The organism is Paractinoplanes ovalisporus (assembly GCF_016834655.1).
In the GTDB taxonomy this organism is placed as follows: Bacteria; Actinomycetota; Actinomycetes; order Mycobacteriales; family Micromonosporaceae; genus Actinoplanes; species Actinoplanes ovalisporus.
Map to the genome: position 1 here is coordinate 289,064 of NZ_JAENHP010000003.1, position 21,666 is coordinate 310,729.

Consider the following 21,666-nt stretch of genomic DNA (forward strand, 5'->3'; position numbering starts at 1 on the left):
CGTGTCAGCTTTCGATCACCACACCGTCCCCGACATGCCAGCGACGCCCGAACCCGACCCGCTCCGCGAAATACCGGTCATGCGTCACCACCACCAAAGTCCCCCGGTAACGCCGCAACGCCTCCTCGACCACATCCAACGCGTCCAGGTCCAGGAAGTTCGTCGGCTCATCCAGCAGCAACACCCGCGCCGGACTGTTCACCAGCACCGCCAGCAGAAGCCGCCGCAACTCCCCCGCCGACAAACTCCGCAACGACACATCCCACTGATCCGGGCCGAACTGATGCCCCAGCAGCAACGTCTCCGCATCGTCCAGATACACCGGCACCCGCGACCGGAAGAACTCCATCACCGTCACCTTGGTGCGCAACCCGTCGGTGGTCTGCGGCAACACCGCGGTCTCATCGCCGGCCAGCGCCCTCAGCAACGACGTCTTCCCCGCACCGTTACGACCCGACACCAGAATCCGGTCACCACGGCGCACCTCCACATCGACACGCTCAAGCAGCACCTTCGGCCCCGCCGCCACCCGCAGATCCCGCGCCTTCAGCACCACCTCACCCGGATCCGCCTGATCATCCGGGAAAGCCAGCGTCAGAGGCGGACGCGTCCTCGGCTCAGCGATCCACCGCACCGACTCCATCTGCCGCCGCAACCGCCGCTCCCGGACCTTCGCCTTACGCGCCACCAGACGGGCCACCCGCCGCAGATGCGGACCCGCCAACCCCAGACCCTTCGCGTTCTCCACCCCGACCGAATACTGCTTCGTCCGCTCGATGTCCGCCTCCCACCGCCGGCGGTCCTTCTCCTGCGCCTCGAAATCCAACAGCAGCCGCTCCCACCGCCGCTGCTTCTCCTCCCGGTACGCCGTGTAGCCACCACCCGGATAGTCCTGCACCTCGGTGTCGATGCCGTCCAACTCCAACACCCGCGTCACCACGGCATCCAGAAACGCCCGATCGTGGCTGACGGTCAACACCGCTCCCCCGTACGCACCCAGCCAGCCCTGCAACCACGCCACCCCCTCGGCGTCCAGGTGATTGGTGGGCTCGTCCAGCAGCAACACATCCGGCTCGTCCAGCAACGCCCGCGCCAGCAACAACCGGGCCTGCTCACCACCACTGACCTCACGCAACGCCAGATCGTCGGGCAGATGATCGATGTCGAGACGCTGCCGGATCTCCGCGATGCGGGCCTCGACCTTCCACCCCTCCAGGGCCGTCCACCGCTCCTGCACCGCCGCGTACTCACTCAGCAGGCCGTCGCTGTGGCCGGCCTCCATGCGCCGCTCCAGCTCCCGCATCCGCGCCGTGACCGCGGCCAGCTCCCCCAGGCCCGCACCGAGGAAAGCACCGACCGACCCCTCCGGATCCGGCATCTGCTGAGCCACATACCCGATCCGCGTCCGAGGCCCGTACGTGACACTGCCCGCGTCCGGCCGCAACTCCCCACCCAGAACCCGCAACAGGGTCGACTTGCCGGCACCGTTGGGCCCCACGATCCCGACCCGGTCACCGTCGTGCAGAACCAGATCGAACCCCGCGAACAACGGGTCACCGTCGTGGGAACGGCTGAGATTGACGACTTTCAACAAGGGGCCACACTCCAAGGGGCGAAACACCGACAGGACAGCGCCCCACAAACATGGGCACGCTCACAGAGGTCGGATCGCTCTCACATGAAGAAAGGCACTCCCAGGCTCGACGTCAGCAACGCCCACCACCTTGCCCCGCCGGCCCGCCGCCCGCAACCGGTTTAGGCCGTCGCGCCGTACTGTTTAAGTCGTCGCGCCGCCACGACCGGTCAGCCCGCCAGATCACCGCAGCCCACGATGGCCGTGTTCCCGCTCGGACCGGCACTGCCGGCGGCCACACCCTCGACGGAGATGTCCACGGTCCGGTCGGCCGGAGCCTGCGCCGAGAACCGCCCCGGAACCGTGATCGACCCCGAAGCGACCACCAACTGGCCGTCTTTGAGCTCGACACGAACCTGCTCGCCCTCGCGATGGGCGGCGTCCGGCCGCACGCAGACCTCGACCGTGCGCTGCGGCTGCTCCGGCTCGGGGTCGGCTGTGCAGCCGCCTGCCGCCAGCAGAACCAGACCGAGCCCCAGCCCCACGTACGTACGTCCCCAGGTCAGCACCCGCACACTGAAGCACACCCACAGCATGGGGCGCCGCCCCGTTAGCAGGAAACTCCCCGATGCGCGGGGTATCCACAGTGGGAGCTTCGTCCACAGCCCAGCCGTCGGCGGCCCGCGTTGATCAGCAATTTCCGCCACAATTGCCCAGGTGGGGGTCCCCCTGGGAGGGCGGGTAATGCGCCTGGGGCGAGCTACCCCTACCACCCACCCACCGCCACCCGCCACGAGGCGGCCGGCCGCGACCAGGTGCGACGACAGCATCCCGGCGCCGGACCTCCTTTTGCACGGCCGTCAGCTCCTCCAGTTCGACCGGGACGAGCCCGATGTCCTCGGTCTCAACCGGGTCGGCCAGCCGCATGCCGAGCACCACACCGCGGCTGGTCGGGCCGGGCGTCAAAGATCCGGGACGGCGGCCCGGAAGTTCTGTGGGATGTCGTTGATTCCTTGTGAGCCATCCTAGGATGGTGGTTTGGTTACTGCGTTCTCGCTCACGCCCTACGGCCCCGGGTGGATCTTGCGGGAGGCAGGCGGAAAATGGGGGCTGTGCCGCGATCTTCTGGAAGCGCCCCGCCGCACCGGCACACCGCCGGTCCCCTTCGGACACGGGAGGAACTGACGGCGCTGCGGCCTGACCTGGTGGCCCGCTACGACGCTGAGCTGGGCGGGGCCCGGGCCGCCGTCCTGGGGCGGCTGCTGGGGGCGCTCGACCGCGAACCCCTGCCCGGCCTGCTCAACCGCGCGCCCGGAACGGCCACGTTCGGCGTCGACCGGTCCGATGGGGTGACATCGGCAGCGACCACTCGGACGGGTGAAACGGCTACCGTGCGCTACCCCGCCCATGCCGCGAAACCGTTCGCGCGGGTGGAAGCCGGCCTGACCGTCACCTACGGGCCGCAAAGGTCGATCGTGGACCCGGGGGAACTCGTACGGGCGCTGTGGGGTGACACCGGCCTCGCCGTCGAGATCGACAACAGTGTCGCCAACCTCGCCCTCGCCCGCGCCGACCCGCCCGACCAGCGGATGCCGCAGGCCGGCGACCCGGACGCCCTGGGCCGCATCGAGCAGCAGGTCACCGACGGTCACCCGCTGCACCCCTGCTGCCGCACCCGCGGCGGCATGACCGTGGCCGACGTCCTCGCCTACGCGCCCGAACACTCCCCGGTCATCCGGCTGCACCGCCTCCGCGTGCCCCGGCCACGCTGGTACGGCACCGCCCCGCCGATCCTCTACGCCCACCCCTGGCAGGCCGCCCGCCTCCTGACCCGCCACCCGTGGCTGACCCCGGACGGCGAAACCGACCCCGTACGGCCGTTGATGTCGCTGCGTACCGTCGCGCCCGTGAACGGAGGGCCGCACATCAAGACCGCCGTGGACGTGCAGATGACCAGCGCCGTGCGCACCGTGTCACCGGCCGCCGTCCACAACGGGCCGGTCCTGTCGAAACTGCTGCGCCGGCTCACCGCCGACCAGCCCATCGACATCCTCGCCGAGATCGCCGCCGGCGCCGTCCTGGTCGACGGCGTCCCCCAGCGCCACCTCGCCCACGTCATCCGCGAAGCACCCCAGCTGCACGACGGGGAACTGGCCATCCCCCTGGCCGCGATCCGGACCGTCGACGACCCGTACGGCTGGATGACCGCCCTCGCCGAGATCTTCTTCGCCCCCATCACCTGCGTGCTGGCCCGCGGCGTCGCGCTCGAGGCCCACGGCCAGAACACCCTCGTCGTGATCAAGGACGGCCGGCCGCAACGCATCCTCTACCGCGACCTCGGCGGGGTCCGGGTCAGCGCCCGACGGCTGCGCAACAGCGGCATCGAACCCCCGGCCCTGCACGGCGACCTGCCCAGCGACGACCCGGCCGAACTGCGCACCAAACTCGCCGCCGCCGCGTTCGGCACCGTCGCCGCCGAACTGATCGCCACCTTCACCCGCACCCACGGCGCCGACCCCGACCGGCTGTGGGGCATCGTCGCCCGCGCGGTCCGCGCCACCGGCACCGAAGACGTGCCCTACCTGCTCAAAGAGCCCCTGCCCATCAAGGCCACCACCGCCATGCGGCTCGCCACCGACCCGCTCGACGACCAGTGGGCCCTGATCGACAACCCGATGACGGGACACGCATGAACAAGACCCTGCGCCCGGAACGGATCGCGCACACCGAAGCCGCCCTCGCCGTGCACGCCCCCGACCTGGTCCCCGGCTTCCTCGCCGCCCTGCCCGAAGCAGCCGACACCGTCGGACGGCGGCTACGCGGAGCCCTCGTCCGGGAAGGGATCCGCGACACCGGACCCGGCCGGCGCCACGGCTTCGGACGCGTCGAATACGCCACCGCCGGCGTCGCCGACCCCCTCGACCTGCTCGACGGCCTCGACGCCCCCGGATTCGCCGCCGAGATCCGCAACGCCGTCATGAACCTCGCCATCGCCATGGCCCGGCCCCACCCACCGGCCGGCGACAACCCCGACGAACAGGCCATCGCCCTGGAACGCCTCGCCGTGGCCGGGCACAACCTGCACCCCTGCGGCCGCACCCGGCTGGGCTGGGACACCGGCGACGTCCTCGCCCACGATCTCGAATCGGGACGCACCCGCGTCGGGTTCGTCGCCGTCCGCGACGACCTGCACCTCGGCGACGACGTCTTCACCGAGATCGACAAACCGTCCGGGTACGCCGTCCAGCCCGTCCACGCCTGGCAACGCGACAACGTGCTGCCCGAACGGTACGGCGACCTGCTGCGTACGGGCGCCCTGAAGATCCTCGACGAAGAACGCGAAGCGATCCCCACCGCCGCCCTGCGCACCCTGCTGCTGCCCACCACCGGCGACTACCTCAAGGTGTCCCTCGACATCCAGGTCACCTCCACCCGCCGCAGCATCAGCATCGCCAGCACCCGCAACGGCCCCGCCGTCTCCCGCCTGCTGCACGACCTCGTCGACGACGACCGGATCCTGCTCATGGCCGAAACCGCCGGCGCCGCCGTGCCCGTCGGCTCCGGACGCGACCTGTCCGCCATCCGCCGCGACGGCCTCGGCCACCGCCTCGAACCCGGCGAACGCGCCATCCCCGGGGGCGCCCTGCCGCTGCTGCTCGGCGAACTGGTCACCGGTGAGCCCGGGGACTGGCTCCGCGCGTACGGGGAAATGGTCATCCCCCCGCTCCTGCGGCTCACCGCCCAAGGGGTCGCGCTCGAAGCCCACCTGCAGAACTGCCTGCCCACCTTCGTCGCCGGACGCCCCCACCGGCTGGCCCTGCGCGACTTCGCCGGCCTGCGCCTGCACCAGCCCCGCCTCGCCGCCGCCGGCCACACCATCAACCTGTGGCCCGGCTCGGTCGTCAACGCCGACACCCTCGACGTGTTCCGCGCCAAAATCGGCTACACGCTGTTCCAGGCCCACCTCGGCGAGATCGTCCTGCGGCTCGCCACCGACTTCGGCCTCGACGAGGACCACGCCTGGCGCATCATCCGCGACATCGTCGACGACCACGTCACCGGCGACGACCACACCGCGTTCACCGCACCCACGGTCCCCCACAAGGCCCTCGTCCGGATGCGGCTGGCCAGGGAGGGCGACATCTACGTTCCCGTACGGAATCCCCTGCATGCACCCGCCTGAACACGTCGTCGCCGCGCTGCGCGAACTCGAGACGCCCGTCTGCGCCTACGTCTACGACACGGCCACCCTGCGCGCCCGCGCCGCCACCGTCCGGGCCGCCCTGCCACCCACGGCAACCCTGCTGTACGCCGTGAAAGCCAACGGGCACCCGTCCGTGCTCGCCACCCTGGCCGACGCCTGCGACGGACTCGAAGTGGCCTCCGGAGGCGAACTCGACCTGGCCCTCAAGGCCGGCGCGCGCCGGATCGTCTTCGGCGGCCCCGCCAAAACCGACACCGAACTGCGGGCCGCCCTCGACGCCGGCGTGCAGATCAACGCCGAAAGCATCCACGAACTGCACCGCATCGCCACCCTGCACCCCGGCGCCGAGGTCGTGCTCCGCGTCAACCGGGCCACCACCGCCCTCACCGGCAGCCACACCATGACCGGCACCCCCACCCCCTTCGGCATCGACGAGACCCAGCTGAGCGAAGCCCTTGCGGTTCCCGGCGTACGCATCATCGGCTTCCACCTGCACGCCGTCTCCAACAACCTGGACGGCCACGCCCACGCCGCCTTCGTCCGCTCATCCCTCGACTGGGCCCAGGCCACCGGCATCCGCCCCCGCGTCGTCAACGTCGGCGGCGGCTTCGGCGTCGACTACCAGTCCGACGCCACCATCGACCTGACCCCGCTCCACGACATCCAGGCCCCCACCGGCGTCGACCTCGTCTTCGAACCCGGCCGCTACCTGACCGCCGACGCCGGCTGGTACGCCACCACCGTCCTCGACGTGAAAACCACCCACGGCCGCACCTTCGCCGTCCTGCGCGGCGGCACCCACCACTTCCGCCTACCGGCCGCCTGGGGCTACAACCACCCGTTCACCGTCATCCCCGTCGACGACTGGCCCCACCCCTATCCCCGCCCCACCGCAACCGACACCCCCGTCGACGCCGTCGGCGAACTCTGCACCCCCCGCGACGTCCTCTGCCGCGACCAGCACGTCCAGTCCGTCCGAGCCGGCGACATCCTGGTCTTCCCCCGCACCGGCGCCTACGGCTGGGACATCTCCCACCACCAGTTCCTGCGCCACACCCCACCCGCATTCGTGATCCTCTGAGGACATGACCCCCGATTCACTGGTCCAGGCGGCGCTGGCCGTAGCCGAGGACGGCATGACCGCAGGCGAAATGCCCATCGGAGCCGTCCTCGAAATGAACGGCGAGATCATCGCCACCGCCTACACCCGGGACGTGAGCCTCGGCCGCCGCCTGGTCCACGCCGACCTGCTGGCCATGACCGAAGCCGACCAGAAACTCGGCTGGACCCCACGCCCCGGCCCCCTACGCCTGGCCGTCAACCTCGAGCCCTGCCTGATGTGCCTCGGCGCCGCCATGGCCCTGAAAGTCACCGACATCTACTACGCCCTCGACTCCCCCGCCGACGGCGGCTCCGCCGTGGCCGCCACCTGGAAGCCGCACCCCGACCTGCCCTGGTACCAGCCACCCCACATCACCGGCGGCCTACACCAGGCCGAAGCCCGCGACCAGTTCCACCGCTACGCCACCGCCCACCCCGACACCGCCTTCGGCCGCTGGGCCGCCACCCTCGCCACGAGCTAGTCCTCAAGTCGGTCCCGGCGTCTCCGATAGAGGCGTGCTGAGTTCATCCCCCAGAACCGCGTGAGGATCGTCATGAAGAAGCTTCTCGTCTCTGTTTCGGTGGCAATCGCCGCCGCGGGGCTCATCGGTACCGCAGCGCCCGCGCAGGCAGCCGAGCACGTCACCCCGCGCAACGTCTCCACGGCCTCCTATCACGCGGCCAAGGAATCGGTCGCGCAGCAGAACGCCCGTCGCATGGCGGCGTCCTACCTGAAGACGATGCCGTTCTCCCGCACCGGCCTCATCGACCAGCTGGAGTACGAAGGGTTCACCACCAAGCTCGCCACCTACGGCGTCGACAAGCAGCACGCCAACTGGAACTACCAGGCCGCGAGGATGGCGAAGTCCTACCTCAGGACCATGCCGTTCTCCCGCCAAGGCCTCATCGACCAGCTGGAGTACGAGGGCTTCACCACCGCCCAGGCCACCTACGGCGTGAAGAAGGCCGGTCTCTGATCTACGCCCGCTGAACTCACAGGCGGATCAGGTCGGCTACCTCCTCGGGTAAGCCCGGTGATGTGAAGACGTGGCCCATCCCGGGCACGACGTGCAGGACTGCGCCTGGGATGGCGGCCGCCAGAGCCTTGCCGTGGGCGAGAGGGTAGATCGGGTCCTGGTCGCCGTGGAGGACTGTGGTTGGGGCGGTGATTGAGGACAGCGGGGCGTGCAGGGTGGGCTCGGCCAGCCAGACCGCCCGGTGGTGGTTGGCTGCTGCGGATGGGTCGGTGGCCCGGGACAGAGCCAGCTCCAGCATCGCGCGGGCGGCCGGCTCGTCGAACGGGCGCACCGGGCCGTTGAAGACACGGAACAACGCCACGTCGGACTCCACGCCCGGTGGCAAACCGAGTGCCTGGTGGGCGAGGAAAGCGGGCGCCGGCGGTGGCAGGTCGTCGGGGTCGGGTGGCTCGCCGGCCTGGGCGCGCTTCCGAGCCGGGCCGGGGTTGTGGCCCATGGGTGAGCTCGAGATCAGCGTCAGCGAGCGGACCCGCCCGGGGGCGTGCACGCCCAGCCACTGCGCGAGGATGCCGCCCAGGGAACAGCCGGCCACATGCGCGGACTCCAGCTCGTAGCCGTCGAGCACGGCCAGGCAGTCACGGGCCATGTCGGCGATCGTGTAAGGGTCGGTGTCGAAGTCGACGACGCTGGAGCGGCCGGTGTCGCGCTGATCGAAACGGATGACCTGCACACCGCGTTCGACCAGACGGGCGACCAGCTCGTCGGGGCAACTGACGCCCTGCGCGGCCGACCCCATCACCATCAGCACCGCGGGTCGATCCGGGGCGCCGAAACGCTCGGTCCAGATCCGCAACGGCCCGGACGCCACGAAACGCTCCTGCCCATCCAGCATGCAGGGCACGGTAGCGGCCTGCCCCGGCCGGGCGCCGGGAATTACGGAGGCGCCGGCAGCGCCGCGACGGCGAGAATGCCGGACGTGACATCACCCAACCTGCGCCATTCCGTACGCGGCATCATCCTCGACGACACCGACCGGGTGCTGCTCGTGCGGCACGTCATCGACCGGCCGCCGGGCGCGGTCTGGGCGGCCCCGGGCGGAGGGATCGAGCCGGGCGAGACCCAGCTGGAAGCCCTGCGCCGGGAACTGGCCGAAGAAGTCGGGCTCGCGCTGGACGGTGAACCGCCGCACGTGTGGCACCGCGAAGTCGTCTCACCGGACCACCTGCCGGGCTACGACGGGGTCGTCAACGACTACTACCTCGTACGGACGCCGGCCTTCACACCCCGCGGCAGCATGACCGACACCGAACTCGCCGCTGAGAACATCACCGCCGTCCGCTGGTGGTCCCTGGCCGACATCGGGTCCTACCCGGGGCCCGACGCGTTCGGCCCGCGCGACCTGGCCGCCCATCTGTCTGCCCTGATCGCGGGCGACATACCCGGAGAGCCGGTCGCCTTGCCCGTCTGAGTCGCCCGAGGCAAGGAAACAGCCGGGCTGCCCGTGGTTTGTCGGAGTTGGGAGCGGCCCGCAGGGTCGCTTCTCCGCTATGGGGTGGATCTCTGCGCGTGAGGCATCCTAGGATGCTAGGTCTCTTCGGGTGAGTCGTCGCGCAGGTGCGCCCGAGGTCAGGACGCGGCGGTGGTCTCGGTCATCCCGTGGTCGTGCGCGGCCGGGATGAAGCCGGGCAGGCGGTCAGGGCCGGTGATAACACCATCCCAAGAGATCGCCGCGTGACGGCGAGCGGCCTACGGGCGGGGAATGCGGCGGATCTCGCGCAACGCCTGCCGGCGCACATCACCCTTTAGGGTGTCGATGTAGAGGGTGCCGTCGAGGTGGTCGGTCTCGTGCTGCAGGGCCCGCGCCAGGAACCCCGTCCCCTGGATGACCAGCGGCTCACCATGGCGGTCCTGGCCGGTTGCGGTCACCGACATCGAACGCTTCGTCGGGAAGTAGAGGCCGGGGATGGACAGGCAGCCCTCCTCGTCCTGTTGCTCGCCCTCGAAACCGGTCAGCACGGGGTTGACCATGTGCCCGACCACGTCGTCGACGTTGTAGGAGAAGACACGCAGGCTCACGCCGATCTGGGGCGCCGCGACACCGGCCCGGCCGGGCTCGCGCACCGTGTCCTCGAGGTCGTCGATCAACGCGCGCAGCTCGGCGTCGAACGTGGTGACCGGGTCGCACTCGGTGCGCAGCACCGCGTCACCGAAGATCCTGATGGGCCGCACCGTCATGACACAGAGGCTATCGGCCCGTTACCGGCCTCAGCCGAACAGGGCCAGCTGTTCCTCCGCGAGCAGTTCGCGGAGCTTGGCCAGCGACCGCCGGGTCTGGCTCTTGACCACGCTCACCGGCAGTTCGAGCACGTCGGCCACCCGGTCGACGCTGTAGTCCTCGAAGTAGCGCAGGATCACGATGGCCCGGTCACGTTCGGGCAGGCAGCCGAGCGCGTCGAGCATCGTCAGGCGCAGTTCGGGGCTTTCCCGGTAGGCCGGTTCCAGCAGCATCCCACTGGCCGACTCCGACGAGGACCGGCGCCGGCGGTGGTCGAGAAAGACCCGGAGCAGGATCTTCTGCGCGTACGCCACCAGGTTGTCGCTCTGCGAGGCCCGCCGCCACGACAGGAACAGTTTGGTCAGCGCGTTCTGGGTGAGGTCCTGCGCCAGGTGCCAGTCGCGGCAGAGCATGAACGCCGTGGTCCGGAGCCGTTCGGCGTGCGCGTTCGCGAACTCGGCGAACTGCTCGTCGTCGGTCATGAGGTGAACACCGGCGACCCGCCGTACCGCTTGTCGCCCTGGTCGACCAGATCGGCGTCCATCGACAGGCCCCAGCGCGGGTCGGCGGCGATGGCCGTCGCCTCGTCGTCGGTGAGCACGACCCGGCCCGGACGCTCGTCCTGCAGGCAGGAGGCGAGGTCGAGCTGCACGGCCGTGCCGTCGGGCCAGCGCGAGACCACCACGGTGTCCTGCACGCAGTTGTTCTCACCGCGCAGGACCGAGACGGTGGCGGTGCCGCCCCGCGGCGGACGCGGATCTTCCGGCAGCTGCCCGAGCACCACCCGGATCATGCCGGGACCGTCCCCACGGTCGAGGTAGATCTGCACGTACGGATCTTCGTTGCCGGACACGGCGGCGTGACTCGTCCGTCCGGGCGGTAACAGCTGGGTCAAAAGGTGAAGCATGGCCCCCGTTGTCGCTTTCTTCCGCGGTCCGGCGGCGCGTTCCATGCCGCTGTGGACCGTCAAACTACGCTCCGGGGCCACGGTCGCGGGGGGCGAAACCGTGACTGGCACAGATCCGGGAGATACCTTCTGCGCGGCCCGGGCCATCGCCGCCGGGCTCGCCGGGGACGGGAGGGCGGGTGCGGCGGCCGGGTCGGCCACGACCGCCCGGCGGGGCTCGGAGTGGGCAGCGACCGTGCCGAACAGCACCACCGCGATCAGCCCGGCCGCGCCGGCGCCGGCCATCCCGGCCCGGCGGCGGCGCCGCTTGATGCGCCGGCCGTCGCGCAGGGCGGCGCCCACGACGTCACCCAGCGGTGGCGGGCGCTCGTTGTTGAGCTCGGCCCGCATCAACGCCCGGAGGTCCTCGGTCACAGAAGAAGCCCTTTCCGCAGCTGTTGAAGCAAAGACGAGTCGGCGCGGCTGTCCGGTGACCTCCGAGGCGAAAGCGTGACCTATCGTGCCTCGCCACCGCCCGGATCGGCCAGGGCAGCCTGGACGGGGGCCAGCTTGGCGGCAGCCTCGGCGACCTCGGCCTCGGGGTCGCTGTCCCAGACGATGCCGCCGCCCGCCCACGCGTGCACGCGGGCGCCGTCGACGGCCACGGTCCGGATCGTCAGCCCCAGGTCGACGTGGTCGCGGCCGACCCAGCCGACCGCGGCCATGCTCACGCCCCGGCCGACCGGTTCCAGCCGGGCGATCTCGGCCAGCGCAGCGATCTTGGGGGCGCCGGTCACGGACCCGCCGGGGACCAGGGCCCGCAACAGCGACGCCAGGTCGAGCCCGCCGGTCAGCGGGGCCGACACGACCGACTCGGCCTGCCACAGACCGGACCACCGCCGTACGGCGAAAAGCTCCTCGACCTCGACCGGACCGACCCCGGGCAGGCGGGACAGGTCGTTGCGGGACAGGTCGACGATCATCACGTGCTCGGCGCGTTCCTTGGTCGAGGCGAGCAGCTCCCGGCGGCCGGCGGCGGTGGCCGGGCGGGTCCCCTTGATCGGCCGGGTGATCACGCGGCCGTCACGCACCTCGACCAGCGTCTCGGGGGAAGCGGTGGCCAGCGCCCAGCCGTCGCCCTCCAGAACGCCTCCGTAGCGCGCGCCGGGCAGTCCGGCCACCCGGGCCAGGGCGGGCACGACATTTCCCTCGTACGGGGCGCTGGTGTGCCCCACGACGTTGACCTGATAGACGTCACCCCGCCCGATGGACTCGCGCACAGCGGTGACCGCAGCCGCGTGCTCGTCCGGCGTCCACGACGGCGTCCACTCCCCCAGCGCGAAGCCGGCATGCCCGGGACCGCCCGCGCAATCCCCATCCGCTGACGAAGCAACGTGTTCGTAGACGACCGCGTACACGTCCGGGATCGACGGGACCGGGGTGGCCGCCCCCCGCGGGCCGCCGGACATCACGGATCCGGCATCAGCCGACACGTAGAGTGCCGCACCGCAGATCGAGCCAGCGCCGGTCGGACAAACCTGGGTAGCCGTTCGGCCAATGTTTCGCACGCCGAGTCCGTTGTCCGCGAGGTACTCGGCGACAAGCTCAGCGGGGTCACCGCCGTCACGGGCGAACCACTGGAACGAAGTTGACGCACGGTGACGGCCCAGGCAGGACGCCGGAGAGCCCGGCGGCGCGACGGAAGGGGGTGTCGGATAGTGGCCGAACGACCGGCTTCCGTGGACCATCGGAAGCGAGGATTCTGTCAATGGAGACACCGTCACTCGCTCGAACCGTCGTCGTTCGATTTGAGGTAACGTCCGTCACCGTCGTTGTGAGTCATCACACAACCCCCCGACCGGAGCAACACACAATGTGCCAGCACCTGAACCCCTGTCCCAGCGCAGACGCCGTCGACCGCGAGGCCGCCAAGACCGTCGCGACATGCCGCGAGCAAGGCTGGAGCCTTCTCTGCAACGGTGTCATCGTCTTCGAGGACACCGGCGAGATCCTGCCCGACGGCACCATGATCGAGCCGCACCGGGGACCCGCCCGGCACGCTCTCGCGGCCTGACCTGAACGGTCTCTGACAGACCGCTGAAAGGGCCCGGAAAGCCGGCGACGAGGCCGACCGATTCCGCTACTGAGCGTAGTCGAACGAATCCCCGCTCATCGTCGAGCCAACCACCCTTCACACGCCGCGACCGACGAATGCGCGCCCCCGAAGACGACCGAGGGCGCGCATCACCAAGAACCGCGCGGCTCAGTCCTCTCGGAGAAGACGACCGAGGGCGCGCATCCACCAGAGCCGAGGCTCAGTCTTCGAACGCCTCCGGCGAGGGGCACGAGCAGACCAGGTTCCGATCCCCGTACGCCCCGTCGATGCGGCGCACCGGCGGCCAGTACTTGGCGGTGCGGTCCACGCTCTCGGGGAACCCGGCCACCGACCGCGGATACGGGTGCTCCCACTCGTCGGCCGTGACCGCCGAGGCGGTGTGCGGCGCGTTGGCCAGCGGGTTGTCCTTGGCCGGCCACACCCCCGCCGCCACCTGGTCGATCTCACCTTTGATGGCGATCATCGCCGCGACGAACCGGTCGAGCTCGGCCAGGTCCTCGCTCTCGGTCGGCTCCACCATCAGGGTGCCGGCCACCGGGAACGACATCGTCGGGGCGTGGAAGCCGTAGTCGATGAGCCGCTTGGCCACGTCGTCGACCGAGACACCGGTCGCCTTCGTGATCGGCCGCAGGTCAAGGATGCACTCGTGCGCGACCAGGCCGTTGTTGCCCGCGTAGAGCACCGGGTAGTGCTCCCGCAGCCGCGAGGCCACGTAGTTCGCCGTCAGCACGGCCGTGCCGGTCGCCGCGGCCAGCCCGTCGGGGCCCATCATCCGCAGGTAGGCCCACGAGATGGGCAGGATGCCGGCCGAGCCGTGCGCCGCCGCCGACACCGCGTGGTGCTCGCCCGGCTCGAGCGGGTCACCGGGCAGGAACTCGGCCAGGTGCTGCCGGACCGCGACCGGGCCCACGCCGGGACCGCCGCCGCCGTGCGGGATGCAGAACGTCTTGTGCAGGTTGAGGTGCGACACGTCGGCGCCGAACTTGCCGGGCCGGGCGAACCCGACCAGCGCGTTGAGGTTGGCGCCGTCGACGTAGACCTGGCCGCCGGCCTCGTGCACGGCCGCGCACAGGTCGGCGATCGAGGTCTCGTACACGCCGTGGGTCGACGGGTAGGTCACCATGATCGCGGCCAGCGCGTCCGCGTGCTTGGCGATCTTGGCGTGCAGGTCGTACATGTCGACGTTGCCCAGGTCGTCGCAGGCCACCACGACGACCCGCATGCCGGCCATCACGGCGCTGGCCGCGTTCGTGCCGTGCGCGCTCGACGGGATCAGGCACACGTCACGGTGGGTCTCGCCGCGGGAGCGGTGGTAGCCCCGGATCGCGAGGAGGCCGGCCAGCTCACCCTGCGAGCCCGCGTTCGGCTGCACGCTCACCGCGTCGTACCCGGTGATCTCGGCCAGCCAGCCCTCGAGCGTCGAGACCAGTTCCTCGTACCCGGCCGTGTTGGTCGCCGGGGCGTACGGGTGGATGGCGGCGAACTCGGGCCAGGTGACCGGTTCCATCTCGGTGGTCGCGTTGAGCTTCATCGTGCACGAGCCGAGCGGGATCATGCCGCGGTCGAGCGCGTAGTCCCGGTCGGAGAGTTTGCGCAGGTAGCGCAGCATGCTCGTCTCGGAGTGGTGCGACCGGAACACCGGGTGGGTCAGGTATTCGCTGGTCCGCGCGAGGGGCTTCGCACCGCACTCGGCCGGGGAGGTCACGGCCACACCGAACGCGCCGAGCACCGCGGCCACATGCGCGTCGGTCGTCGTCTCGTCCGTGGAGACCGACACCCGGTCGGCGTCGACCAGACGAAGATCCACACCCTCGGAAGCCGCCGCCGCGACGATCGCGGCCGCGCGCCCCGGGACCACCGCGGTCACGGTGTCGAAGAACGCGCCGTGGGCCACCTCGACGCCGCCCGCGGTGAGGCTGCCGGCCAGGGTCAGGGCGTGGTTGTGGGTGCGCTTCGCGATGTCCCGCAGACCGGCCGGGCCGTGGTAGACCGCGTACATGCTCGCCATCACGGCCAGCAGGACCTGGGCCGTGCAGATGTTGCTGGTCGCCTTCTCGCGGCGGATGTGCTGCTCCCGGGTCTGCAGGGCGAGCCGGTAGGCCGGGGCGCCGTCCGCGTCCTTCGACACACCGACGAGCCGGCCCGGCAGCGACCGCTCCAGCCCGGCGCGCACGGCCAGGTATCCCGCGTGCGGGCCGCCGAAGCCGAGCGGCACCCCGAACCGCTGGGTGGTGCCGGCCGCGATGTCGGCGCCGATCTCGCCCGGCGCCCGCAGCAGCGTCAACGCGAGCAGGTCGGCGGCCACGGTCACGAGAGCGCCGTGGGCGTGCGCCGCCTCGATCAGGGACGCGTGGTCGCGTACGGCGCCCGAAGCCCCCGGGTATTGCAGGTGCAGGCCGAAGAACTCGCCGGGCAGCGCGTCACCGGCGTCCAGATCGACGAGCGCGAGGTCGATGCCGAGCGGTTCGGCCCGGGTCCGCAGCACGGCGAGGGTCTGCGGCAGCGTGTCCGCGTCGACCACGTACGTCGGGGACTTGCTCTTCGAGGCCCGCTTGGCCAGGGTCATCGCCTCGGCGACGGCCGTGCCCTCGTCCAGCATCGAGGCGTTGGCCGTGGTCAGCCCGGTGAGGTCGGTCACCATGGTCTGGAAGTTCAGCAGCGCCTCGAGCCGGCCCTGGCTGATCTCCGGCTGGTACGGGGTGTACGCCGTGTACCAGGCCGGGTTCTCCAGCACGTTCCGCTTGATCACGGCCGGGGTGTGGGTGCCGTAGTAGCCCAGGCCGATCATCGAGGTGGTCACCCGGTTGCGCGACGCGATGGCGCGCAGCTCGGCGATCGTCTCCTCCTCGGAGGCCGCGTCGGGCAGGTTCAGCGACCCGTGCCAGCGGATCACCTCGGGGATCGCGGCGTCCATCAGGGCGTCCAGCGACGCGTACCCGATGGCTTTGAGCATGTGGGTCTGCTCGTCGGTGTCCGGCCCGATATGCCGGTTCGCGAACGTCATGACGGCTCCTAAGAGAGGTCGACAAGGCGGCCTCCCCCTCTGTCACCACCGCGTGCGCACGGGTGCTTCAGAGTCGTCTGCCCACGCGGTCCTTTTGCCTGAGAGGTTCCGGGGAGGATTTGCCCCTTCGGCGCCGAGGTGAACCCTCGGTCTCTCCCGCATGGCTGGCAACCAAGCTACCAGCGATCATGTTTCGGGCCGGTATCTCTAGGGTGGGGTTGTGACCTACACCCCCGCGGGCGACCGCTACGACACCATGCCCTACCGGCGGACCGGGCGAAGCGGGCTCAAGCTGCCCGTCATCTCGCTCGGGCTGTGGCACAACTTCGGCCACGAACGGCCCTGGCAGCGCCAGCGCGACATCGTGCGCCGCGCGTTCGACCTCGGCGTCACCCACTTCGACCTGGCCAACAACTACGGCCCGCCGCCCGGCAGCGCCGAGGAGAACTTCGGCCGCATCCTGGCCACCGACCTCAAGGCCCACCGCGACGAGATCGTCGTGTCGACCAAGGCCGGCTACGACATGTGGCCCGGCCCGTACGGCGACTTCGGCTCGCGCAAATACCTGGTCAGCTCGCTCGACCAGTCGCTGAAGCGGCTCGGCCTCGACTACGTCGACATCTTCTATCACCACCGGCCCGACCCGGACACCCCGCTCGAGGAGACCATGGGCGCGCTCGACGCCGTGGTCCGCGCGGGCAAGGCCCAGTACGTCGGCCTGTCGAATTACAACTCCTCGCAGACCGCGGCGGCGGCCGCTATTCTGCGCGAGCTCGGCACGCCGCTGCTCATTCACCAGCCGTCGTACTCGATCCTCAACCGCTGGACCGAGAAGGACAATCTGCTCGACACCCTGGAAACGGCCGGGGCCGGTTGCATCGCGTTCAGCCCACTGCAGCAGGGCCTGCTGACCGACCGCTATCTCAACGGCATTCCCGACGATTCCCGCGTCCGCACGAGCCGGTTCCTCAACGAGGACGCGCTCGACAAGCAGACCCTCGGACGGCTGCACGCCCTCAACGACATCGCGACCAAGCGCGGCCAGTCCCTGGCCCAGATGGCGCTGGCCTGGGCGCTGCGCGACGAGCGGATGACCAGCCTCATCATCGGCGCCAGCAGCGTGCAGCAGCTCGAGAACAACGTGGCCACGGTCGGCAACCTCGCGCTTTCCGAAGCCGAGCTCGGCGACATCGACGCCACCGTTCTCGACCTCTAATTCGGCGGCAGTTCCCCGGCGATTTCTATACCGTCGCTGCATGATCGAACTCGTCGAACGGCACACGGTTCTCGGCGTCGTGGTCGGGTCGCGGGCGTACGGACTTTCCGGCCCCGCGTCCGACCACGACCGCCGCGGCGTGTTCGTCGCCCCGACCCGTTCCTTCTGGACCCTCGACAAACCGCCGACCCACCTCGACGGGCCGCTGCCCGAGCAGTTCTCGTGGGAGATCGAACGGTTCTGCACCCTGGCGTTGCAGGCCAATCCGACCGTCCTCGAAGTGCTCTGGTCACCTCTGATCGAACGACGTGAAGCGGCCGGCGAGGAGCTGCTTTCCGTGCGGGGCGCGTTCCTGTCGCGAAAGGTCGCTTCCACGTACGGCGAATACGCGCGCGACCAGCTCAACCGGGTCGCAGCCCGGCGGGCGCGCACCGGCGAGACGAACTGGAAACAGGCCATGCACATGATCCGGCTGCTGCTGGCGGGCGCTCACGTGCTGCGGACGGGCGAGGTGCTGGTCGACGTGACCCCGTTGCGCTCTTCCTTGCTCGACATCCGCGGCGGGTCGGTCTCCTGGGATTCGGTCACGGAATGGGCGGCCGAACTGCAGGGTGAACTCACGGCCTCCGCATCGACGACCGAACTGCCCGACGAGCCGGACCGCGCCGCCGTCAACGAGCTGCTTTCCCACGTACGCGAAAGGGGGTTGGAATGACCGTCACCGTCCCGTCCTGGTCGGCCGAAGTCGTGGCCGAACTGCCTTATCCGCTGGTTTTCGCCACCGTCAGCGGCGCCCACCTCTACGGTTTCGCCTCGGTCGACTCCGACCTCGATCTGCGCGCCGCCCACCTGCTGCCCGCGGCCGAAGTCGTCGGGCTGAGAACCGGCCCGGAAACGCTTTCGCACGAGGGCCTGCGCGAGGGCGTGGAACTCGACGTCGTCTCGCACGACCTGCGCAAATTCGCGGTCCTGCTGAACAGCCGCAACGGCTACGTGCTGGAACAGCTGCTCTCGCCGCTGGTCGTGGCGACCGGCCCGCTGCACCGCGACCTGATCGCGCTCGCCCCGGCCTTCGTGACGTCCAACCACGCCCACCATTACCTGGGTTTCGCCACGTCCCAGGAGAAGCTGTTCAACCAGACCGGCCGCCTCAAAGCCGCGCTCTACTGGCTGCGGGTCCTGCTGACCGGAATCCACCTGATGCGCACCGGCGAGCTGGAAACCGACCTGAACGTGCTCGGCACCTCCCTGTCCTATGTGCCGTCGCTGATCGAGCTGAAGCGCTCGGCCGAGAAATCCGCTTTCCCGGCCGGCCTGGAATCGCGGTTGCGAGCCGACGCGGCCGGTCTGCGGGCCGAACTCGAAAAGACCCGCGACGCCTCCCACCTGCCTGCCCACCCCCCACCCGAGGCCGTGCAGGCCCTGAACGACCTGGTGGTGCGGGCCCGCCTGGCTACCGTGTGATCCCGGCCAGGAAGATGTCGACCCCGGCCAGGAACTGCCTCCGGTCGTCGTGCCCGGCCAGCAGCGCCGCCGACTCCCGCACCAGCTCGTCGTCGTCCGACGCGGCCCACTCGGCGGCCAGTTTCTCCAGATAGTCCCGCCGGGACACGCCGTCCGCGGCCCGGCGGGCGCCCGCGGCGTGCTGAGCGGCCGCGCCGAGCACATAGTTGACCAGCGCCGCCCCCGCGTCCGAGCGGGCCGGACCGGTGACGCCCAGCCCGGTCAGCGCGGCCCCGACCCGCTTCCAGAGGCGCAGCACGGCCGGCTGCGACGGGTCGCGGGCCAGCTGCGCGCCGGCCCACGGGTGGGCGTCGATCGCCTCGAAGACGCCCAGCGCCAGCTCCCGGACGGTCTCCCCCGGCACGGCCGCCACGATGCTGTCGGCCGCCGCCGCGAGCAGATCGTCCTTGCTGGTGACGTGGTGATAGATCGCGCCCCGGCCGGTGGACAGGTGCGCGGTGACCGCCCGCAGGGTCAGCCCGCCCTCGCCCTCGGTGTCCAGGATCTCGATGGCCGCCTCGAGGATGCGCGCACGGGACAGGGCGTCGCTGCGCCGCGGATGCCTCGGACCGGTCATGACCGTCATCTTGACATGCTTGGACCGGCGGTCCAATACTCGGGTTGTTGGACCGCCGGTCCAATCATCTGTCGAGAGGACCAACCATGACCACTCCCGTCACGATCGTCGGCGCCGGCCTCGGCGGCCTCACCCTGGCCCGCGTGCTGCACCGCAACGGCGTTCCCGTCACCGTCCTCGAGGCCGACGCCTCCCCCGGCGCCCGCACCCAGGGCGGGCAGCTCGACCTGCACGAACACAACGGCCAGCTCGCCCTGGAGATGGCCGGCCTGACCGCGGAGTACCGGGCGGTCATCCACCGCGGCGGCGGGGCCCAACGGGTCCTCGACCAGCACGGACGTGAACTCGCGGCGGTGCCGGACGACGGTTCGATGACCCGCCCCGAGGCCCTGCGCGGCGACATCCGGCGGATCCTGCTGGAATCCCTGCCGGCCGGGACCGTGCAGTGGGGCCGCAAGCTCGTCACCGCGAATCCCCTGGGCGGCGGCCGGCACGAACTGGCCTTCTCCGACGGGTCGACGGTCGTCACCGACCTGCTCGTGGGCGCCGACGGAACCTGGTCGAAGGTGCGCCCCCTGCTGTCCGACGCCACTCCGACGTACGCGGGCCTGAGCTACATCGACACGTACCTGCACGACGTCGACGCACATCACGCCGACACCGCCAAGGCGGTCGGGGACGGCGCGATGTACGCCCTCGTCCCCGGCCAGGGCTTCCTCGCCCACCGGGAGGCCGGGGACACCATTCACTCGTACGCGGTCCTCAGCCGTCCCGTCTCGTGGTTCGAGAGCATCACCTTCGCCGACCCCGACAGCGCCCGCCAGCGGATCGCGGCCGAGTTCACCGGGTGGGCGCCGGAACTCACCGCCCTGATCACCGAAGGCTCGGCGCCGGTGCTGCGCAGCATCCACCAGCTACCCGACCGCCACCGGTGGGAGCGCACGCCCGGCGTGACCCTGCTCGGCGACGCCGCCCACGTGACCGTCCCCGGCGGCGAGGGCGCCAACCTGGCCATGCTCGACGGGGCCGAACTGGGCCAGGCGATCGCCGCCCACCCTGGTGCGGTGGAGACCGCCCTGGCCGCGTACGAGCAAGTGATGTTCGACCGCAGCGAGGCCGAAGCCGCAGCCGCCCACGAGACGATCGACCTGATCTTCGGCGCCGGCGCACCCCACGGCCTCGTGAACCTCTTCCACGGAAACTAGTTCATCTGACGACGCAACCAGGCCACGCGGGCGGCGATCGCGTCCCGGGAGATCGCGGCGTCGGGGGCCACGACGTCGAACCCGTGGAACCCGCCGGGCCAGACGTGCAGCTCGACGCGGCCACCGGCCTGCCAGATGCGGCTCGCGTAGGCGACATCCTCGTCCCGGAACGTCTCGGCCGAGCCCACGTCGACAAAGGTGGGCGGCAGCCCGGACAGGTTCTCGGCGCGGGCGGGGGCAGCGTACGGAGAAACGTCCGGTCCGCCCCGCACGCCGTCGCCGAGCAACGCGTTCCATCCGGTCTCGTTCGACGAGCGGTCCCAGATGCCGAGGCCCCGCATCTGCCGGGCCGAGGGCGTGTCGTTACGGTCGTCGAGCATCGGGGACAGGAGCATCTGGGCCACGACGGCCGGACCGTCGTGGTCGCGCGCCATCAGGGTGACCCCCGCGGTGAGACCACCACCCGCGCTGGCACCGGCGACGACGATCCGCCTGGGGTCGATGTTGAGCTCCGCGGCGTGCGCCGACGTCCACACCAGGCCGGCGTAGCAGTCAGCAACCGGACCCGGGTGAGGTGTCTCGGGTGCGAGCCGGTACTCGACCGAGACCACGGCCATGCCCAGCGGTTCGGCGAGGTCGATCATCTCGACCAGGCCGAACCGGTTGTCGCCGACGATCATGCCGCCGCCGTGGGTGTGGTAGATCGCCGCCGTCGGGCTTGCCGCGAGCTTCGGCAAGCAGATCAGCAGCGAGATATCCGGTTCCCCGTCCGGCCCGGGCACTGTCCGCTGCTGCACGCTGTAGGCGCCACCGCGCGTGAGAACCTCGTCGGTCGGGGCCTCCACCCCGGGGATCGGCGCCCGCATCTCGGCGATGTTGTCGGGGCGGTACGCGTCGGGCGCCCGCAGGCTGCTCAGCATCTCCACGACCGGCGCAAGTTCCGGGTCGAAGGGCGGCGGGGGTCCGACCGGCTGAGCGCCGGACGGATGCGTGATGTGGGTGGTCATGGATCTCCTTGCGGTCTTCGGA

At 70.6% G+C, this 21,666-nt stretch carries 21 protein-coding genes and 1 riboswitch; of the genes, 11 read left to right on the plus strand and 10 right to left on the minus strand.

What is annotated here, in order from left to right; all coding sequences use genetic code 11:
* Positions 1 to 4 precede the first annotated feature (4 nt).
* Both JIG36_RS11550 and JIG36_RS11555 read right to left on the minus strand, forming a co-directional pair.
* A complete protein-coding gene (locus JIG36_RS11550; protein WP_307872675.1) occupies positions 5 to 1,621 on the minus strand; it encodes an ABC-F family ATP-binding cassette domain-containing protein in 1,617 nt (538 codons plus the stop codon).
* A 182-nt stretch (positions 1,622 to 1,803) separates the two neighbouring features.
* Entirely contained in the window at positions 1,804 to 2,142 is a 339-nt protein-coding gene (locus JIG36_RS11555; RefSeq protein WP_203376098.1) for a hypothetical protein, read from the minus strand.
* Positions 2,143 to 2,676: 534 nt separating this feature from the next.
* Here JIG36_RS11555 and JIG36_RS11560 point away from each other — a divergent pair.
* The 5 genes from JIG36_RS11560 (at position 2,677) to JIG36_RS11580 (ending at position 7,855) form a co-directional block, all read left to right on the plus strand.
* Positions 2,677 to 4,266 carry an IucA/IucC family protein gene (locus JIG36_RS11560; RefSeq protein WP_203376099.1) on the plus strand — a complete coding sequence of 530 codons (1,590 nt, stop codon included), beginning with the start codon at positions 2,677 to 2,679 and terminating at the stop codon, positions 4,264 to 4,266.
* Positions 4,263 to 5,756, plus strand: coding sequence for an IucA/IucC family protein (locus tag JIG36_RS11565; RefSeq protein WP_203376100.1), 1,494 nt, complete (start codon positions 4,263 to 4,265; stop codon positions 5,754 to 5,756). Before JIG36_RS11560 ends, JIG36_RS11565 begins: the two co-directional genes overlap by 4 nt.
* Entirely contained in the window at positions 5,743 to 6,858 is a 1,116-nt protein-coding gene (locus JIG36_RS11570) for a type III PLP-dependent enzyme domain-containing protein (protein ID WP_203376101.1), read from the plus strand. The genes JIG36_RS11565 and JIG36_RS11570 overlap by 14 nt, the downstream gene beginning before the upstream one ends.
* A 4-nt stretch (positions 6,859 to 6,862) precedes the next feature.
* Positions 6,863 to 7,360 carry a nucleoside deaminase gene (locus JIG36_RS11575; protein ID WP_203376102.1) on the plus strand — a complete coding sequence of 166 codons (498 nt, stop codon included), beginning with the start codon at positions 6,863 to 6,865 and terminating at the stop codon, positions 7,358 to 7,360.
* Between the two features lie 72 nt (positions 7,361 to 7,432).
* Positions 7,433 to 7,855 (plus strand): Ltp family lipoprotein, encoded by a 423-nt coding sequence (locus tag JIG36_RS11580; RefSeq protein ID WP_203376103.1) that lies wholly within the window; start codon positions 7,433 to 7,435, stop codon positions 7,853 to 7,855.
* Positions 7,856 to 7,871: 16 nt separating this feature from the next.
* Here the strand turns inward: JIG36_RS11580 and JIG36_RS11585 are convergent, their stop codons facing one another.
* A complete protein-coding gene (locus JIG36_RS11585; RefSeq protein WP_203376104.1) occupies positions 7,872 to 8,747 on the minus strand; it encodes an alpha/beta fold hydrolase in 876 nt (291 codons plus the stop codon).
* Positions 8,748 to 8,831: 84 nt separating this feature from the next.
* Here JIG36_RS11585 and JIG36_RS11590 point away from each other — a divergent pair, with 84 nt between their 5' ends.
* Positions 8,832 to 9,323 (plus strand): NUDIX hydrolase, encoded by a 492-nt coding sequence (locus tag JIG36_RS11590; protein ID WP_307872677.1) that lies wholly within the window; start codon positions 8,832 to 8,834, stop codon positions 9,321 to 9,323.
* Positions 9,324 to 9,601: 278 nt separating this feature from the next.
* On the opposite strand, the gene def is transcribed toward JIG36_RS11590, so the two are convergent.
* The 4 genes from def to JIG36_RS11610 form a co-directional block, all read right to left on the minus strand.
* Positions 9,602 to 10,090, minus strand: coding sequence for a peptide deformylase (gene def, locus JIG36_RS11595; protein WP_203376106.1), 489 nt, complete (start codon positions 10,088 to 10,090; stop codon positions 9,602 to 9,604).
* A 30-nt stretch (positions 10,091 to 10,120) separates the two neighbouring features.
* Positions 10,121 to 10,612, minus strand: coding sequence for a sigma-70 family RNA polymerase sigma factor (locus JIG36_RS11600; RefSeq protein WP_203376107.1), 492 nt, complete (start codon positions 10,610 to 10,612; stop codon positions 10,121 to 10,123).
* A complete protein-coding gene (locus tag JIG36_RS11605) occupies positions 10,609 to 11,451 on the minus strand; it encodes a hypothetical protein (RefSeq protein WP_203376108.1) in 843 nt (280 codons plus the stop codon). Before JIG36_RS11605 ends, JIG36_RS11600 begins: the two co-directional genes overlap by 4 nt.
* Before the next feature lie 80 nt (positions 11,452 to 11,531).
* Positions 11,532 to 12,764: a chorismate-binding protein gene (locus JIG36_RS11610; RefSeq protein ID WP_203376109.1), complete on the minus strand. Its 1,233-nt coding sequence runs from the start codon at positions 12,762 to 12,764 to the stop codon at positions 11,532 to 11,534.
* A 125-nt stretch (positions 12,765 to 12,889) separates the two neighbouring features.
* On the opposite strand from JIG36_RS11610, the gene JIG36_RS11615 reads away from it, so the two are divergent.
* Complete coding sequence (locus tag JIG36_RS11615) at positions 12,890 to 13,090, plus strand: DUF5999 family protein (protein WP_203376110.1); 201 nt, start codon at positions 12,890 to 12,892, stop codon at positions 13,088 to 13,090.
* Positions 13,091 to 13,331: 241 nt separating this feature from the next.
* Here the strand turns inward: JIG36_RS11615 and gcvP are convergent, their stop codons facing one another.
* On the minus strand, positions 13,332 to 16,136 hold the full coding sequence (gcvP, locus tag JIG36_RS11620) for an aminomethyl-transferring glycine dehydrogenase (RefSeq protein ID WP_203376111.1): 2,805 nt from the start codon (positions 16,134 to 16,136) through the stop codon (positions 13,332 to 13,334).
* 76 nt (positions 16,137 to 16,212) lie between these two features.
* A riboswitch (glycine riboswitch) is annotated at positions 16,213 to 16,305 on the minus strand.
* Positions 16,306 to 16,356: 51 nt separating this feature from the next.
* On the opposite strand from gcvP, the gene mgrA reads away from it, so the two are divergent.
* The 3 genes from mgrA to JIG36_RS11635 are packed head-to-tail and all read left to right on the plus strand — an operon-like array spanning position 16,357 to position 18,816.
* Positions 16,357 to 17,352: an L-glyceraldehyde 3-phosphate reductase gene (mgrA, locus tag JIG36_RS11625; protein ID WP_203376112.1), complete on the plus strand. Its 996-nt coding sequence runs from the start codon at positions 16,357 to 16,359 to the stop codon at positions 17,350 to 17,352.
* A gap of 40 nt (positions 17,353 to 17,392) precedes the next feature.
* Complete coding sequence (locus tag JIG36_RS11630) at positions 17,393 to 18,067, plus strand: nucleotidyltransferase domain-containing protein (RefSeq protein ID WP_203376113.1); 675 nt, start codon at positions 17,393 to 17,395, stop codon at positions 18,065 to 18,067.
* Positions 18,064 to 18,816, plus strand: a complete 753-nt coding sequence (locus JIG36_RS11635) for a nucleotidyltransferase domain-containing protein (RefSeq protein ID WP_203376114.1) — start codon at positions 18,064 to 18,066, stop codon at positions 18,814 to 18,816. The genes JIG36_RS11630 and JIG36_RS11635 overlap by 4 nt, the downstream gene beginning before the upstream one ends.
* Here JIG36_RS11635 and JIG36_RS11640 read toward each other — a convergent pair.
* A complete protein-coding gene (locus JIG36_RS11640) occupies positions 18,806 to 19,432 on the minus strand; it encodes a TetR/AcrR family transcriptional regulator (protein WP_236046648.1) in 627 nt (208 codons plus the stop codon). The two genes, JIG36_RS11635 and JIG36_RS11640, sit on opposite strands and share 11 nt — an antisense overlap.
* Positions 19,433 to 19,518: 86 nt before the next feature.
* Here JIG36_RS11640 and JIG36_RS11645 point away from each other — a divergent pair, with 86 nt between their 5' ends.
* Positions 19,519 to 20,637 (plus strand): FAD-dependent oxidoreductase, encoded by a 1,119-nt coding sequence (locus JIG36_RS11645; RefSeq protein WP_203376116.1) that lies wholly within the window; start codon positions 19,519 to 19,521, stop codon positions 20,635 to 20,637.
* Here JIG36_RS11645 and JIG36_RS11650 read toward each other — a convergent pair.
* The gene (locus tag JIG36_RS11650; protein WP_203376117.1) at positions 20,634 to 21,644 is read right to left on the minus strand and encodes an alpha/beta hydrolase; all 1,011 of its coding nucleotides are present in this window, start codon (positions 21,642 to 21,644) and stop codon (positions 20,634 to 20,636) included. The genes JIG36_RS11645 and JIG36_RS11650 overlap by 4 nt on opposite strands.
* Positions 21,645 to 21,666 lie beyond the last annotated feature (22 nt).

Coding starts and splice junctions, on each gene's coding strand:
- def (WP_203376106.1), bottom strand. CDS start 10,090: ATGACGGTGCGGCCCATCAGGATCTTCGGTGACGCGGTGCTGCGCACC.
- JIG36_RS11640 (WP_236046648.1), bottom strand. CDS start 19,432: ATGACCGGTCCGAGGCATCCGCGGCGCAGCGACGCCCTGTCCCGTGCG.
- JIG36_RS11645 (WP_203376116.1), top strand. CDS start 19,519: ATGACCACTCCCGTCACGATCGTCGGCGCCGGCCTCGGCGGCCTCACC.
- JIG36_RS11600 (WP_203376107.1), bottom strand. CDS start 10,612: ATGACCGACGACGAGCAGTTCGCCGAGTTCGCGAACGCGCACGCCGAA.
- JIG36_RS11635 (WP_203376114.1), top strand. CDS start 18,064: ATGACCGTCACCGTCCCGTCCTGGTCGGCCGAAGTCGTGGCCGAACTG.
- JIG36_RS11650 (WP_203376117.1), bottom strand. CDS start 21,644: ATGACCACCCACATCACGCATCCGTCCGGCGCTCAGCCGGTCGGACCC.
- gcvP (WP_203376111.1), bottom strand. CDS start 16,136: ATGACGTTCGCGAACCGGCATATCGGGCCGGACACCGACGAGCAGACC.
- JIG36_RS11580 (WP_203376103.1), top strand. CDS start 7,433: ATGAAGAAGCTTCTCGTCTCTGTTTCGGTGGCAATCGCCGCCGCGGGG.
- JIG36_RS11630 (WP_203376113.1), top strand. CDS start 17,393: ATGATCGAACTCGTCGAACGGCACACGGTTCTCGGCGTCGTGGTCGGG.
- JIG36_RS11585 (WP_203376104.1), bottom strand. CDS start 8,747: ATGCTGGATGGGCAGGAGCGTTTCGTGGCGTCCGGGCCGTTGCGGATC.
- JIG36_RS11560 (WP_203376099.1), top strand. CDS start 2,677: ATGGGGGCTGTGCCGCGATCTTCTGGAAGCGCCCCGCCGCACCGGCAC.
- JIG36_RS11570 (WP_203376101.1), top strand. CDS start 5,743: ATGCACCCGCCTGAACACGTCGTCGCCGCGCTGCGCGAACTCGAGACG.
- JIG36_RS11565 (WP_203376100.1), top strand. CDS start 4,263: ATGAACAAGACCCTGCGCCCGGAACGGATCGCGCACACCGAAGCCGCC.
- JIG36_RS11610 (WP_203376109.1), bottom strand. CDS start 12,764: ATGGTCCACGGAAGCCGGTCGTTCGGCCACTATCCGACACCCCCTTCC.
- JIG36_RS11615 (WP_203376110.1), top strand. CDS start 12,890: ATGTGCCAGCACCTGAACCCCTGTCCCAGCGCAGACGCCGTCGACCGC.
- JIG36_RS11575 (WP_203376102.1), top strand. CDS start 6,863: ATGACCCCCGATTCACTGGTCCAGGCGGCGCTGGCCGTAGCCGAGGAC.